The sequence below is a fragment of the Flavobacterium magnesitis genome (genome assembly GCF_041729735.1).
GTDB classification, from domain to species: Bacteria; Bacteroidota; Bacteroidia; order Flavobacteriales; family Flavobacteriaceae; genus Flavobacterium; species Flavobacterium magnesitis.
Genome location: NZ_JBCFQK010000010.1, coordinates 87120 through 103375 on the forward strand (window position 1 = coordinate 87120; position 16256 = coordinate 103375).

At 31.9% G+C, this 16256-nt stretch carries 10 protein-coding genes; 7 read left to right on the forward strand and 3 right to left on the reverse strand.

The features are described from left to right. The first annotated feature begins 117 nt into the window (after window positions 1-117). The 5 genes from AAGV33_RS08640 (at window position 118) to AAGV33_RS08660 (ending at window position 7736) form a co-directional block, all read left to right on the forward strand. Window positions 118-1173: an efflux RND transporter periplasmic adaptor subunit gene (locus AAGV33_RS08640; protein WP_373391571.1), complete on the forward strand. Its 1056-nt coding sequence runs from the start codon at window positions 118-120 to the stop codon at window positions 1171-1173. Between the two features lie 86 nt (window positions 1174-1259). Then, a complete protein-coding gene (locus AAGV33_RS08645; RefSeq protein WP_373391572.1) occupies window positions 1260-4355 on the forward strand; it encodes an efflux RND transporter permease subunit in 3096 nt (1031 codons plus the stop codon). A gap of 45 nt (window positions 4356-4400) precedes the next feature. After that, complete coding sequence (locus AAGV33_RS08650; RefSeq protein ID WP_373391573.1) at window positions 4401-5711, forward strand: TolC family protein; 1311 nt, start codon at window positions 4401-4403, stop codon at window positions 5709-5711. 161 nt (window positions 5712-5872) lie between these two features. Next, complete coding sequence (locus AAGV33_RS08655) at window positions 5873-6736, forward strand: bestrophin family protein (protein WP_373391574.1); 864 nt, start codon at window positions 5873-5875, stop codon at window positions 6734-6736. Window positions 6737-6812: 76 nt separating this feature from the next. Further along, on the forward strand, window positions 6813-7736 hold the full coding sequence (locus AAGV33_RS08660) for an AraC family transcriptional regulator (RefSeq protein WP_373391575.1): 924 nt from the start codon (window positions 6813-6815) through the stop codon (window positions 7734-7736). Between the two features lies 1 nt (window position 7737). On the opposite strand, the gene AAGV33_RS08665 is transcribed toward AAGV33_RS08660, so the two are convergent. Beyond that, window positions 7738-8112: a DUF779 domain-containing protein gene (locus AAGV33_RS08665; protein WP_140486897.1), complete on the reverse strand. Its 375-nt coding sequence runs from the start codon at window positions 8110-8112 to the stop codon at window positions 7738-7740. Window positions 8113-8181: 69 nt separating this feature from the next. After that, a complete protein-coding gene (locus AAGV33_RS08670; RefSeq protein ID WP_373391576.1) occupies window positions 8182-9687 on the reverse strand; it encodes an aldehyde dehydrogenase family protein in 1506 nt (501 codons plus the stop codon). A 266-nt stretch (window positions 9688-9953) separates the two neighbouring features. Here AAGV33_RS08670 and pheT point away from each other — a divergent pair, with 266 nt between their 5' ends. Further along, window positions 9954-12374 carry a phenylalanine--tRNA ligase subunit beta gene (pheT, locus tag AAGV33_RS08675; RefSeq protein WP_373391577.1) on the forward strand — a complete coding sequence of 807 codons (2421 nt, stop codon included), beginning with the start codon at window positions 9954-9956 and terminating at the stop codon, window positions 12372-12374. A gap of 80 nt (window positions 12375-12454) precedes the next feature. Here pheT and AAGV33_RS08680 read toward each other — a convergent pair whose 3' ends face one another. Further along, window positions 12455-13009, reverse strand: a complete 555-nt coding sequence (locus AAGV33_RS08680) for a fasciclin domain-containing protein (protein WP_373391578.1) — start codon at window positions 13007-13009, stop codon at window positions 12455-12457. Window positions 13010-13427: 418 nt separating this feature from the next. On the opposite strand from AAGV33_RS08680, the gene AAGV33_RS08685 reads away from it, so the two are divergent. Further along, on the forward strand, window positions 13428-16175 hold the full coding sequence (locus AAGV33_RS08685; protein ID WP_373391579.1) for a helix-turn-helix and ligand-binding sensor domain-containing protein: 2748 nt from the start codon (window positions 13428-13430) through the stop codon (window positions 16173-16175). Window positions 16176-16256 lie beyond the last annotated feature (81 nt).

A 16256-nucleotide genomic window follows, 5' to 3' on the forward strand; every position in this document is an offset into this window, starting at 1 on the left:
TAACTTGCAAATCATTAAATTATAGATTCTAATTAGTTAAAATTACTATTAAAAATCTTTTTTTTTTACAAATTTAATAACAGAAATAGCTAGAATACAGAAAACAAAATTACTTATATGAAAATAAAAAACTTAGTTTACGTTTTATTAATCATCGGTTTTGGGGCATTTGTTACTTATCGAATTATGGAAAACAAAAATAATTCGGAAAAATCCAAAGGCACATCAGATAAAAAAAATCCAATTGTAGTAAATGCAATTGTAATAAAACCACAGATTTTTGAAAACAACCTTTCTTTGTCTGGTTCTATTGAAGCTAATGAACAAGTAGAAATTCGTTCGGAAGTTTCAGGAATTGTAGAAAGTATTAATTTTAAAGAAGGAAGCAATGTTAATAAAGGACAATTGCTTTTTAAAGTTAATGATGCCGAACTAAGAGCACAACTAAGTCAAACTACAACCCAAGAAAAATTAGCCGCTGAAAATGAAAGAAGAGCAAATCTTTTATTGCAAAAAGAAGCCATAAGTCAAGAAGAATATGATATTTCCCGAGCAGAATATGCTTCGGCTAAAGCACAAAGTCAGTTAATTAAGGCTCAAATTGCAAAAACTTCGGTAAGAGCTCCGTTTTCCGGAAAAATTGGATTGCGTTCTATTTCATCAGGAACCTACATTACTCCTACTATTTTGGTTGCCAAATTAGTGAATATCGAAAAGGTAAAAATCAGTTTTTCTATCCCCGAAAAATATGCCGCTCAAGTAAAAATGGGTTCTGCAATCGATATTAATGTTTCAGGTTCTACTAAAAAATATACTGCAAAAATATACGCTATTGAGCCCGAAGTAGAAATTACAACGCGAACTTTAAAAATTCGTGCCATCGCTGATAATGTTGATGGAAAATTATTCCCAGGAACTTTTGCCGATGTAAAATTGTCTTTAAGCACTATTAAAGATGCGATTGTAGTCCCTACAGAAGCGATTGTACCAGTACAAGAGGGGAAAAAAGTTTTTATTTCAAATATGGGAAAAGCCAAAGAAATAATGGTCGAGGCAACCACAAGAACCGACGCTTCTATTTTGATTCTTTCAGGATTAAAAGCGGGAGATACCTTAATAACCAGTGGCGTAATGTCTCTAAAGAATGGTACTCCTGTGAAAGTAAAGTTGTAAATTTTAAAGAAAGTTATAAGTTATGAGTTAGGTGTAAAACGCATCACTCATAAATCCTAACACATAACTCAAAACCTGTAATCTCAATGAGTTTATCCACCACAAGTATAAAAAGACCCGTTTTAACAATAGTACTGAACCTTTTAATTATATTATTTGGTTTAATTGGGTACAGTTTTTTGGGTGTCCGTGAATTTCCTTCGATTGATCCTGCACAAGTTTCCATTCGAACCAATTATACTGGAGCTAATTCGGATATAATTGAGTCCCAAATTACCGAACCGCTCGAAAAAGCAGTAAATTCAATTGATGGAATTCGAAATATTACTTCTTCTAGTAATCAGGGAAGTAGTAACATTACTATTGAATTTAACTTAGATAAAGATCTTGAAAGTGCTGCCAATGATGTTCGTGACAAAGTTTCGCAAGCCGTTAGAAACTTACCTAAAGATATTGATGCACCGCCGGTAGTTTCTAAAGCGGATGCTGATAGCGAATCGATTATTTCGATGACGCTACAAAGTGATACACGAAATGCTTTAGAATTAAGCGATTATGCCGAAAATGTAATTTCGCAACGATTAGAAACTATTCCAGGAGTTAGTGGAGTTCAAATTTGGGGACAAAAACGCTATGCTATGCGTTTATGGATTGATCCTGTAAAATTAGCCGCTTATGGTTGTACCGTTGCCGAAGTCCGTGATGCTTTAAATGCTCAAAATGTAGAATTACCATCAGGAAAATTAACGGGTAATAATACTGAATTAGCGGTAAAAACCATTGGTAATTTATCCAATGCTGAAGAATTCAACAATATCATCATTCGTACCGAAGGAGACAAAATTGTTCGTTTTAGCGATGTGGGAACAGCTAGTTTAGGTGCCGAAAATATCGAAACCCAGATGACTCAATCAGGACTTCCAATGATTGGTATGGCTATTGTTCCCATGCCAGGAGCTAATTATTTAGATATTTCTAAAGAGTTTTATAAGAAATACGAAGCACTACAGAAGGATTTACCAAAAGACATGAAAATCAATATTGCACTTGACAATACTGCTTTTGTAAAAAAATCAGTATTAGAAGTAGTTGAGACTTTAGGTATTTCAATAGTTCTGGTTATTATTATTATCTACTTATTTTTTAGAGACTGGGCTATTGCTTTTAGACCTTTAATTGACATTCCTGTTTCGTTGATTGCTACGTTTTTTATCATGTGGCTTTTGGGTTTTTCGATTAATGTATTAACACTTTTAGCAATTGTTTTAGCCACAGGTTTAGTAGTGGATGACGGAATTGTAGTTACTGAAAATATTTATAAAAAAGTCGAAGAAGGGATGTCGCCTATTGAAGCGGCAATAAAAGGTTCTAACGAAATATTCTATGCGGTAATTTCGATTTCAGTGACTTTAGCAGCAGTATTTTTACCTGTAATTTTCTTAGAAGGTTTCGTAGGCAGACTTTTCCGGGAATTTGGAGTCGTCATCGGTGCTGCGGTATTAATTTCAGCCTTTGTCGCTTTGACCTTAACACCTATGCTGAATGCTTATTTGATGAAAGGAGGCGAACAAAAAAAATCTAAATTCTACATAAGAACCCAACCTTTTTTCGAAAATTTGAACAGTGGTTATGCCGATTCTTTGAAAAGTTTTATGGCTAAAAAATGGATCAGCTTTCCTATTTTGATTGTTTGTTTTGGGATTATCTATTTGTTTTATACAATTCTTCCAAAAGAAACCGCTCCTTATGATGATCGTGGTTCAGTAACTATGCGTATGACTACACCCGAAGGTTCTACTTATGAGTACACAGATCGTTTTATGCAGGAAATCTCAAAATTAGTAGACGATTCTATTCCAGAGAAAAAAGTAAGTTTAGTAATTTCGTCGCCAGGATTTGGTTCGTCCTCTATAAACAGTGGTATGATTCGATTGGCATTAAAAGATGTAAGTGAAAGAGAAGCTTCGCAAAAAGAAATTGCTGATAAATTATCCCAATGGACTAAACAATATCCAAACGCTAAAACATCAGTAATTCAGCAACCCACTATTGCAGTAAACCGACGTGGTGGTTTGCCCATTCAATACATCATTCAAGCTCCAACATTCGAAAAATTACGTGAAAAAATCCCCGTTTTTATGGAAGAAGTGGGTAAAAGCGATGTCTTTTCGATTACCGATGTGAATTTGAAATTTAACAAACCGGAAATCAATGTAACCATCAACCGTGAAAAGGCTGAAAGTTTAGGAATTTCTATTCTGGATATTGCCCAGACTTTGCAACTTTCTTTAAGCGGACAGCGCTTTGGTTATTTTATTAAAAATGGAAAACAATATCAGGTTATTGGACAATTTGATCAAAAAGACCGTTCTAAACCTCTTGATTTGACTTCGATATTTGTTAAAAATAATAAGGGCGAATTGATTCAAATGGACAATGTGGTCACTGTTGAGGAACAAAGCAATCCACCACAATTGTATCATAACAATCGCTATATGTCGGCAACGGTTTCGGCTGGTTTAGCTCCAGGCAAAAGCATTAGTGACGGAATTAATACTATGAATCAAATAAAAGCTAAAGTTCTTGATGATACTTTTACTACTGATTTAGGTGGAGAATCCAGAGATTTTGTCGAAAGTAGCTCCAATACATCATTTGCTTTTGGATTGGCTTTATTATTAATTTTCTTGATTTTAGCAGCACAATTCGAAAGTTTCATCGATCCTTTAATTATTATTCTTACTGTACCAATGGCGGTGGCTGGAGCCTTATTTTCATTGTGGCTGTTTGACCAAACCTGGAATATTTTTAGCCAAATTGGAACAGTAATGCTTATTGGATTAGTAACTAAAAACGGAATTTTAATTGTCGAATTTGCCAATCAATTGCGGGAACAAGGAAAAACCAAATATGAAGCCATTATGGAAGCTTCAGAAGCACGCTTACGCCCCATTTTAATGACGAGTTTAACCATTGCATTAGGTGCTTTACCAATTGCTATGTCGCTTGGAGCTGCTTCAACCAGTAGAATTGGAATGGGAGTTGTTATTGTTGGAGGAACTATTTTCTCTTTAATATTAACCTTATTTGTTATTCCTGCTCTTTATTTTATGTGGTCCAGAGCTAAAAAGCATTATCCCGAATTTGATCGTATTGACGAATACGAAAAAGACAGCAAATAATTTATTGGTCACAAATTCAATAATTAGTGGCAAAAGAAAATATCTATGAACACAAAAATAATAATCCGCAGCCTCATTTTATTCTTGATTTGCATTACAAAAATAAATGCTCAAGAATCCTTATCTATTGAAGAGACTATAAAAATTGCACTGGAAAACAATTACGAAATTAAAATTGCTTCCAACGAATTAAGAGTAGATCAAACCAATAATGCCATTGGAAATGCAGGAATGCTTCCTACCCTAACAGCCAATGTTGTGGACAACAACAATATTCAAAATTTATCTCAAATTCGTATCGATGGAACAGAAAACAGTTTAGATAATGCTAAAAATAATAGTTTAAATTATGGTGTAAGCTTAGGTTGGACTATTTTTGACGGAATGAGTATGTTTGCTAAAAGAGAACAACTTCAAGAGCTTCAAAAACTGGGTGAATCTCAATTAAAATTAAGCATTTTAACCAAAATTTCAGATGTTTATGCTACTTATTACGATTTAGTACAACAGCAACAACAACTATCAGCATTAGATTCTACCCTAGTTATTTCTAACCAAAGACTAAATTTGGCACAAAATAGATTCAGTATTGGTAAAGCCTCAAAATTAGAGGTTTTAAATGCTCAAGTAGATTTGAATACAGACAAAGTGACTTTATTAAGACAAAAAGAACTATTTATTAACACTAAAACTTTATTGAATCAAATACTGGCTCGTGATACTAAAATTGATTTTACAGTAGCTAATATAGTTAAAGTTGATACTGATTTAAAATTGGCTGAATTAAGTGATTTGGCACAAAAACAAAACCCACAACTTGAAGCTCAAATCATTAATAAAAGAGTAGCCGAATTGCAATTGAAACAAGTAAAATCCACACGATACCCTACAATAAGAGTGAACACCGCTTATAACTTTGGTGAAACAGAATCGAGTTTAGGGTTTATCACTCAGTCTTCTTCAAGAGGTTTGAATTATGGCTTTACCGCCTCTTTAAATTTATTTGATGGTTTTGCCCAACATAGAAATGAAAAAATAGCTCATCTAGCAATTGAGAATGCTAAGTTACAAATAGAGCAACAAAATCTAAATCTGGAAACGCAATTAGCAACAGCTTATCAAACGTATTTGACTAATCTAGAACTTACTGAACTAGAAGAAACAAACCAAGCCATTGCCAAACAAAATTTAACTATTACTATGGATAAATTTCATATTGGAACCATAACTACTTTAGAATTTAGAACGGCACAATTGAATTTTGTAAACGCAACCGTTCGTTATAGCAATGCTCAATTTCAAGCTAAATTATCCGAAATTGCATTAAAAGAATTAGCTGGAAAACTGGATTATTAAATTGGGATAAAAATATTTTATAGCGTTTAGAAACTTTTTTTAAGCCTAATAATTAGAACCTCAAATCAATATCGAAATGGTATTATTTGAGGTTTACTTTTTTATAAAAATCAATACTAAAAATCCAATTTATAAATTAAATTTACCTCAAATAAAATCACATGACTTCATACAACCCAAAAGATTGGATCCGTTTTATCTTCTTTGTTAGTAAAGCAGATACTATTTGGAAATTATTTCCAATAATGATTCTTATTGGAATATATTCTGGAATTGTTGGCTACTTAGAAATAGTATATTGGCATTTACCCAAAGATAGTTATGTGAAAAATATTTCCGTAATGCACAGTATGCTTGGTTTTGTAATTTCATTACTATTAGCTTACCGAACCAATACAGCTTATGACCGCTGGTGGGAAGGAAGAAAAATGTGGGGAGCTTTGGTAAATAGCAGCCGAAATTTAGCCATAAAATTATCTGCTATTCTAACAAACGAAAGTGATCGTAGTTTTTTTAGAAAAATAATTCCAAGTTATGCTTCTATATTACAGAAACATTTGAACGATAGTGATACTGCAAAACAATTATTTGACGATGTTGATTTAGAAATTGACCATCACAAACACAAGCCCAATCAACTGGCTAAAATGTTGTTTCAAAAAGTGAATGATTTATATGTTTCTAAAAAAATTACTGGCGACCAATTGATTATTATCAACAACGAATTACAATCGTTTACTGATATTTGTGGTGCTTGCGAACGCATCAAAAACACACCTATTCCCTACTCTTACAGTGCTTTTATCAAGAAATTTATTTTTATTTATGTACTTACTTTGCCTTTTGCTTATGTTTTTATTTTAGGGTATTATGTTATTCCTGTAGTGGTCTTTATTTTTTATGTATTAGCTAGTTTAGAATTAATTGCCGAAGAAATTGAAGATCCTTTTGGATCAGATGCCAATGATTTACCAACCAAAAAAATATCTGAAAACATTAAAAAACATGTTGAAGAAATAATTTAAAATTATAACATAAGCTTATTAATTACTATAAATTGTTTTTATTAAATTTAAGGCACACTTGAAAAGTTTTAAACTTATGAACACCAATCGTGCTTTAATTACTCCTCCCAAATTATCGAATGAGAAATCATTGAAGACTTTGATTGAAAACAGAACCGTTTACAATCTAAATCACTGTGAATTAAACTTATTTGAAACTTATAAATCCTCTACGTTAGTTCCTTTAAAATTTAATGATTTAGTGATTACAAGTATGTTGAGAGGAAAAAAAGTAATGCATCTTTTTGATGATCCTGGTTTTGAATATTTACCTGGTGAGACAGTAATGATTCCGTCTAATGTAGAAATGAAAATTGATTTTCCTGAAGCTACTAAAAACAATCCTACGCAATGTTTGGCTCTAGCAATTGATCAAACTAAAATTAACAGTACGTTACAATTCTTAAATGAACGTTATCCTAAAGAAGGAAACAATCAGTTTTGGAAATTAAATTACCAAAACTATTATTTTTACAACAATACAGAATTAGCCACAACGATGAATAAACTCATCAAGGAATGCATGAGTACATCAGTTACAAAAGACGCTCTTGCCGACTTAACTTTACAAGAATTATTAATTCGAATAGTCCAAACACAAACAATAAAGTCCATAGATGATGGTGTTTACTCTGAACCAAATTCTCCAATTAATGAAGTTTTAGAATACATTCGATCGAATATTAGAGAGAATATAAATCTCAAAAAATTAAGCGATACAGCCTGTATGAGTACAACTTCTTTTTCTCGATTGTTTAAGCGAGAATTGGGTATAAGTCCCATTGAATTTGTGATTAATGAAAAATTAAAACATGCTAAGCAATTACTTAAAAATCCAACAATACAAATAAATGAAGTTTGTCACATGGCGGGATTTGATGATAGTAATTATTTTAGTCGTTTGTTTAAAAAACATGAAGGTATTACTCCTAAACAATACCAACTGCTCTATATAAATTAGCTTATTCAATATATTTTACGGGTTCTAAATTCAGCTCTTCTTCTGGTGTAAAAATACGATATTCAATTTGGAATGTTTTTTTCAAAGGTGTTTCTAATGAAAATCCGCCTACACCAAAAGCATCAATCACTTTCAAAGTAAAATGAGCATGTTTCCAATATTCGAATAAATCTTTATCAACCCAAAATTCGGTACCTTCAATTGTTCCAATACATACATCCCCCATACGTTGATAAAAACCTCCTTTTTCAAAGCATTGGGGTTGCGTACCTTCACAACAACCTCCTGCCTGATAAAACATAAGTTCTCCATGTTTTTCTTTTAGCGTTTGGATTAATGCAATAGCTTCTTGGGTAGCGTCAATTCTTTTTATCATGGTTTGTGAAATTTATTTATAAAAAAAGGCAAGTTCGAAAACTCACCTTTTTTCAATTAACAACTATTATTAAAAAAATCCTAGTTTATTTTTATCGTATGAAATCAACATATTTTTTGTTTGGCGATAATGACCTAACATCATTTTATGATTCTCACGACCTATTCCCGATTGTTTATATCCCCCAAACGGAGCTCCCGCTGGATAAGAATGGTACTGATTAATCCAAACACGGCCCGCTTGAATTGATCTTGGAACTTGATAAATTTCGTGTGCATCGCGAGTCCATAAACCTGCTCCTAAACCATACATGGTATCATTTGCAATAGCTATGGCTTCCTCGGTAGTTTTAAAAGTAGTCACCGCTAATACTGGTCCGAAAATTTCTTCTTGAAAAATTCGCATTTTATTGTGTCCTTTAAAAATAGTAGGCTGAATATAATACCCCCCTTCAAGATCTCCTCCCAATTTATTCTCATCACCACCTGTCAATAATTCGGCTCCTTCTTCTTTACCTAATTTAAGGTAAGACATAATTTTTTCTTTTTGTACTAATGAGGCTTGTGCTCCCATCATGGTCGTTTTATCTAACGGATCACCCATTTTTATAGCAGCGGTTCTTTCGATTACTTTAGCAATAAATTTATCGTAAATATCTTCATGAACTAACAAACGAGAAGGACATGTACATATTTCTCCCTGATTTAATGCAAATAAAACAGCACCTTCAATGGCTTTATCAAAAAAAGCATCGTCAGCATCAGCTACTGATTTCATAAAGATATTAGGCGATTTTCCTCCTAATTCTAAGGTTACAGGAATTATATTTTCGGTAGCATATTGCATAACCAAACGTCCTGTTGTTGTCGAACCTGTAAATGCAGCCTTAGAAACTTTTTTATTGGTTACCAAAGCTCTTCCTAATTCAGCTCCAAAACCATTAACAATATTTACTACTCCTGGAGGAAGAATATCCCCAATTAATTCCATTAAAACTAATATAGAAATTGGGGTGCTCTCGGCTGGTTTTAAAACCACTGTATTTCCTGCTGCCAATGCTGGCGCTAATTTCCAAACAGCCATTAAAATCGGAAAATTCCAAGGAATAATCTGAGCAACAACCCCTAAAGGTTCGCTTAAAGCAATGGAAACGGTTTGTGAATCTAATTCAGTTATCGAACTTTCTTCTGCTCTAATTACAGAAGCAAAGTATCTAAAATGGTCTATCGCTAAAGGAATATCTGCAGCCAAGGTTTCTCTAATGGCTTTTCCATTATCAATGGTTTCTACGGTAGCAATATATTCTAAATTGTCTTCTATAACTTGAGCAATTTTATTTAACAAATTACTACGTTCTGTAGACGACGTTTTTCCCCAAGTTTTAAAAGCTTCATCAGCAGCATTAACAGCTATTTCTAAATCCTCCTTAGTAGAATGTGCTGCTTGCGTAAATACTTTTCCATCTATTGGTGAAACCACATCAAAATAAGCACCATTGACAGGAGCTACAAATTTTCCTCCAATATAATTATCATACTTTGCCTTAAATTCAGGTCTTTGTGCTATATCACTCATAATATTTATATTTTTTAATTCTTTCAAATTTACTTTTATAGAATTCATAAGAGTAGCACAATCTTTTCAACTAACAGCACAAAACGAACATATTCTCTTTTTTAACTTAATTTTATTATACAATTCACAAAATATTAAACTTTAAAAAACCAATTACATAAATACACTCCCAAATACAACAGACACAAATAACATTAAAAAACCAAAAAAATTGTTTCTTTCTCCAAACTGCAATCCTTATATTTGCACCTCATTAAAATTTACAAATGAAAATATCATACAACTGGTTAAAACAATTCATTAAAACCGATTGGAATTCAGAAGAAACAGCAGCATTACTTACTGATTTAGGACTTGAAGTAGAAGTTGTTGAAAAATATCAATCTATAAAAGGAGGATTAGAAGGTGTTGTAGTAGGACATGTATTGACTTGCGAACAACATCCTGATGCCGACAGACTAAAAGTAACAACTGTTGATGTAGGAACAGGAACTCCAATACAAGTAGTATGCGGAGCTTCTAATGTTGCAGCAGGACAAAAAGTGCCTGTAGCCACTATTGGTACAGTACTATATGATAAAGAAGGAGGTTCATTTAGCATAAAAAAAGGAAAAATTCGCGGGCAGGAAAGCTACGGAATGATTTGTGCTGAAGACGAATTAGGTCTTGGAATGGGTCATGACGGAATTATGGTTTTAGACCAAGATTTAGCTCCTGGAACTCCCGCTGCAAAAGTTTTCAAAATAGAAAATGATGAAGTTTTTGAAATTGGCTTAACGCCAAATCGTGCCGATGCCATGAGTCATTTAGGTACAGCAAGAGATTTGAGAGCTGGATTATTACAAAATGGTGTTAGTGTCGAATTGATTACGCCATCAGTAAGTAATTTTAGAGTGGACATGCGTACGTTGAAAATTGACGTTAAAGTTGACGCGCCGCTTTTAGCACCTCGTTACTGCGGAGTTACTATTTCAGGAATTACAGTAAAACCATCTCCTACTTGGTTACAAGATCGCTTAAAAGCTATTGGAATCAATCCAAAAAACAATATTGTCGATGTAACTAATTATGTTTTGCATGATTTAGGACAACCATTACACGCTTTTGATGCAGCAAAAATCAACGGAAAAATCCATGTAAAAACAGTTGAAGCAGGAACAAAATTCACTACTCTGGATGATGTGGAAAGAACATTACATGAAGAAGATTTGATGATTTGTGACGATAAAGGTCCAATGTGTATTGCAGGAGTTTTTGGCGGACAAAATTCGGGAGTAACAAATAATACTACTTCTATTTTCTTAGAAAGTGCTTATTTTAATCCTGTAAGCGTTAGAAAAACAGCTAAAAGACACCAACTAAATACTGATGCTTCTTTTAGATTTGAAAGAGGAATCGACCCAACTATTACAGCTTATGCATTAAAACGTGCGGCTTTATTAATACAAGAAGTTGCTGGTGGAAACATTACTTCTGAAATCACCGATATTTACACTAAAAAAATTGAAGATTTCACTGTGTTTTTAAATTTTGATAAGGTGACTAAAATTATTGGGCAAAAAATCCCAAAAGACACTATCAAACAAATCTTAGTTTCATTAGACATAAAAGTAAACAGTGTTTCGGATGCTGGTTTGGGTTTAACCATTCCTGCTTACCGCGTGGATGTGCAAAGAGAAATTGATGTTATTGAAGAAATCTTAAGAGTCTACGGTTACAATAAAATTGATTTTTCGAATAAAGTAAACGCTACGATTTTTAATGCACCAAGAAACGAAGATTATAAATTACAAAATATTGTTGGAAATCAGTTGAATTCGCAAGGATTCCACGAAATAATGGCCAATTCTTTGACTACAGCTTCTTATGTTCAGCTTTCAGAAATGTTGAAAGAAGAGCACAATGTAACTATGTTAAATCCATTGAGTAATGATTTAGCAACTATGCGTCAATCGTTATTGTTTTCTGGATTAGAAGCCATTGCTTACAATATCAATCGTAAAAATTCCGATTTAAGATTGTTCGAATTTGGGAAAACCTATCATAAATTCCTTTCTGGATATGAAGAACACAAACATCTTACGTTGTTTTTAACTGGAAACAAAAACCAGGAAAACTGGACTAATCCTCAAAAACCTTCTGATTTCTTTTTATTCAAAGGCTATGTAGAAGGATTGTTTTCGAGATTGGGAATTCAAAAAACACAAAGCAGCCCAGTAAAATCAGATGTTTTTTCTGAAGGAATTGCTATTGGAACTGGACATAATATTTTGGTTGAATTTGGAGTAGTAAAAAAATCTATTTTAAAACATTTCGGAATCAAACAAGAAGTTTTTTATGCTGATTTTAATTGGGAAACGGTTTTAAAAACCATTCCTAACAAAATTAAATTTACCGAAATCACTAAATATCCTGAAGTACGAAGAGATTTGGCTTTGCTTATCGATCAAAATGTAGGTTATGATAGTATTTATGCGATTGCGAGACAAACAGAGAAAAGCTTGTTAAAAGACATCAATCTTTTTGATGTTTATGAAGGTAACAATCTGCCTGAAGGCAAAAAATCATACGCTTTAAGTTTCATTCTTCAAGATGATTCAAAAACACTTACAGATGCTCAAATTGATAAAATTATGGGCAAACTGCAAAAGAATTTTGAAACTGAACTTGGTGCAACTTTGAGATAAAAATCTAAAAAAAGCTATTAAAAAACCCATTCGCCGCGGCGAATGGGTTTTTCGTTTTTAACAATCTAAATTAACAACAACTATGATTTTGGTAATAAAACGGTATCAACAACGTGAATTATACCATTGGATTGGTTTACATCAGCAATGGTAACTTCTGACATTGAACCTTTCTCATCCGTGATGTATAATTTTTTTCCTTTCATCCAGGCTGTCAAAGTACCACCACTAACAGTTTTTAAGGTAGCTTTTCCATTACCTGCTTTGATAGCTTTTGCAATATCAGATGCATTCATCTTTCCTGCCACTACATGGTAAGTCAAAATGGTTTGCAACATTTTTTTATTTTCTGGTTTTAACAAAGTTTCCACCGTTCCTTTTGGCAATTTATCAAAAGCGGCATTTGTAGGTGCAAAAACAGTAAATGGTCCTTTGCCTTGCAATGTTTCTACTAATTCTGCTGCTTTTACCGCCGCTACCAGTGTGGTATGATCTTTAGAATTAACTGCGTTTTCGATAATATTTTTAGTAGGATACATTGGTGCTCCTCCTACTGTTACTGCTTTTTGAGCATAAGAAGTTGCTCCGAATACTAATGCAAAAAATGCTACTGATAAGAATTTTGTAGTTTTCATAAATGTACTTTTTTAAGTTATATAAAAGCATTTACGACAAGAGATTCTCTTTGGTTTTAAAAAATAAACATTTATTTTTTTTCTCTTTCACTTTCATACCTATCTAAACTTAAGTTAAAGCCTCCCCCCTTAACTCAAATACATTAATACAATGCTCAATTTTCAGAATACTTTTAAAAAAGTTTTATAACAAAGTGATTCTATTAGTAGTAGAATAACAAAATTATAATACCTTACTGAATCTGTTAATGATTTTTTTAGTAAACTTACAGTTCAATGCATACTTTATAAATTTTAATATATTATTGAATAGAGACAACTTCAAACAGATAAAGTTAGAATACTACTCACAAAAGGTTGATATAAAATAGTATTACTAAAAACTTTAATTAAAACAACAATCTCATTTTTTTTCAGAATGCTAAAAATAAAAACATTAATACTCGTCTTATTTATAATTCAAAATTATTGTTCGTATTCCCAAAAAATACTTCCGTTTGTTGAAAACTATAATAAATCAAATTATCAGGGCGACAATCAAATTTGGAATGTTGTACAAGGAAATGACAAGGCAATGTATTTTGCCAATAACCATTATTTATTGCGATATGACGGTGTGATATGGGAAAAGTATACTCTTCCTAATAAAACTATCATTCGTTCGATTATGGTTGAAGATGATAAAATTTACTCTGGCTCTTATAAAGAATTTGGATACTGGCACAGAAAAGAAGGGAAAATGCATTATGTGTCCATTACCAAAAAACTGAACTTATTTGATGAAAAAGATAATGAAGAAATCTGGAAAATTTTCAAGTTTAAAGGGGCTATTTATTTTCAATCCTTTAATGGAGTTTTTATTTATGATGGTAAACATATCAAAAAAATCAGATTTCCTTTTTTAATATCTTATTGTTTTGTAGTTGGTAAGAACCTGTATGTTGCCTCTGTAGAAAAAGGAGTTTTTAAGATGGATGGTACAAGAATTACAAGTACTAAGGGATGGAATATTTTAAAAAACACAGTTGTTCATGCCATTGAAAAACACAAAGGTAAAGTATATGTTTTTACTCAGAAAAAGGGAATTTTTATTCAAGACAATAATAATCTGATACCTTGGAATAATCCGTTAAATGAAACATTAAAAACAGCTACTATCAATGTGGCAAAGTTTACAAAAAATAATCAACTAATTATTGGAACAGGAAACAAAGGGATTTATATTTTTGATTTGACTACGAATACCTATAAAAATATTGATAGGGATAATGTTCTTATGAACAACTCCATTTTAAGCATCGGTTTTGACAAAGAAAATGATTTATGGCTTGGATTAGACAACGGTATTGCTCATGTTGAAATAAATTCTCCAATTTCAATATTTTATGATAATTCAGGGATTTTAGGTTCCGTATATTCCGTTGCAACTACTAACAAAGGCTATCTGATTGCTTCAAACCATGGCGTTTTCGAATATGAATCAGGAAAATTCGCAATGATTCCTAACACGCAGGGGCAAGCCTGGAATATTACTAAAATTGATGATAAATACATTATTGGTCACAACGATGGAACATTTTGTTATGATAAAGGTTCTTTTTATAAAATCAATAATGTAAGCGGTGGCTGGAATTTATCAAAAAGCAATATTAATAATACGCATTTTCAGTCGACCTATAGTGGAATTTTAGTTTATGATGACGTTACAAAATTAAACGAGCATGAAACAATTAAAAACATCATGAAACCTATAAAATATGTGGCGCAAAATAAAAAAAACGAACTTTTTGCTGCCGATAATTATCGGGGTTTATACCGTGTGCTGTACAACGATAAGTATGAAACCATAAAGGTTGAGAATATTACGCAACTAAATAAAATAGAAAATGATTTTGGAGTTAAGATTTTCGAATTTAGAAGTGAAATTCTCTTCTTAATTAATAATTCTTGGTATACCTATAATTCATTGACCAATAAGTTAGAAAAGAATGAATTATTTAATGATAATTTCGAAAACATTTCAGATGTAGTTGCCATTGATGAAAATCATTTTGTAGTACTTGAAGGTACAACTTTATATCATATTTATGCCAATGGTAATAAGTTTGTTTGGAACATAATTCAGGAAAAATATTACAAAGGAAAGTTGATTAATGATAACTTGAAGATTTTTAGAGATAAAAATAATTACTTATTAAATCTAGATGATGGTTTTATTTCTCTTCAGTTAAAAAATGCCAACAAGCAAAATCTAAACCTTAAAATAGTAGCTTTTAACAATCAAAATTTGGTTGATAAAGATGATAAAATTGATTTTAATTCTGAATTAAAAATTCATGTAGTCACAGGAATTTATGGCGCAAGTAAACCTAATTTGTTTTATAAACTTGACAATGCAACTAATTTTGTAGCCATTACTAATGGTTTGATTGTATTGAACAACTTAAGCAGCGGATCTCATTCTGTTGTTATTTACAAACATGATGGCGCTAGTTATGATGAGCTTTCTAGTTTTGATTTTAATGTAGCTCAACCTTGGTATTTTTCTTTTTGGATGATACTATTGTATTTAGTTTTGATTGGAACTGTTTTCTTTTTCTATTACAAATGGAATAAGTTGCGTTACATTCAAAAATTGAAATTGCAAGAAGAAGAACTAAAACATCAGAAAAAAATTCTAGAAATGGAATTGAAAGCAGAAAATGAATTGAATATTCAGGAATACGAAAAACATATTCTGGAACTCGAATTGCAAACCAAATCATCGGAAGTTGCGGGGAAATCATTGTCTATAGCCAAGCAAAGTCAAATGATTGATAATATTCAACAAATTTTAAATTCTGAAAAGGATTTTAATAAACTAAAAAGCGAAATCAAAAAAGCGATTAAAATTAATGAAGTAAATAAACACGAGTGGGAAATCTTCGAGAGCAATCTAAATCAAATTCACAATGAGTTTATCATTAATCTTTCTAAGAAGTTTCCAAACCTTACTTCAAAGGATATTAAATTATGTGTTTATCTTAAAATGAATCTTTCTTCTAAAGAAATTGCTCCCATGATGAACATCTCGTTTAGAGGAGTTGAACTTCATCGTTATCGTTTGAGAAAGAAATTAAACCTCTCTCAAGAAGAAAACTTGTCTAAATTTTTACTTACTATATAATTTATCTAGTTAATTTTTATGAATATTTTATTTTTAAACCTCTTTTTATACGTTATTACAATACATCATTACTACATCATA

What these genes read in the sequence shown, in the direction of transcription:
- AAGV33_RS08680 (WP_373391578.1), bottom strand. Translation starts at nt 13,009, where the DNA reads ATGAAAACTACAAAATTCTTATCAGTAGCATTTTTTGCATTAGTATTC.
- AAGV33_RS08665 (WP_140486897.1), bottom strand. Translation starts at nt 8,112, where the DNA reads ATGATAAAAAGAATTGACGCTACCCAAGAAGCTATTGCATTAATCCAA.
- AAGV33_RS08655 (WP_373391574.1), top strand. Translation starts at nt 5,873, where the DNA reads ATGACTTCATACAACCCAAAAGATTGGATCCGTTTTATCTTCTTTGTT.
- AAGV33_RS08670 (WP_373391576.1), bottom strand. Translation starts at nt 9,687, where the DNA reads ATGAGTGATATAGCACAAAGACCTGAATTTAAGGCAAAGTATGATAAT.
- AAGV33_RS08660 (WP_373391575.1), top strand. Translation starts at nt 6,813, where the DNA reads ATGAACACCAATCGTGCTTTAATTACTCCTCCCAAATTATCGAATGAG.
- AAGV33_RS08685 (WP_373391579.1), top strand. Translation starts at nt 13,428, where the DNA reads ATGCTAAAAATAAAAACATTAATACTCGTCTTATTTATAATTCAAAAT.
- AAGV33_RS08640 (WP_373391571.1), top strand. Translation starts at nt 118, where the DNA reads ATGAAAATAAAAAACTTAGTTTACGTTTTATTAATCATCGGTTTTGGG.
- AAGV33_RS08650 (WP_373391573.1), top strand. Translation starts at nt 4,401, where the DNA reads ATGAACACAAAAATAATAATCCGCAGCCTCATTTTATTCTTGATTTGC.
- pheT (WP_373391577.1), top strand. Translation starts at nt 9,954, where the DNA reads ATGAAAATATCATACAACTGGTTAAAACAATTCATTAAAACCGATTGG.
- AAGV33_RS08645 (WP_373391572.1), top strand. Translation starts at nt 1,260, where the DNA reads ATGAGTTTATCCACCACAAGTATAAAAAGACCCGTTTTAACAATAGTA.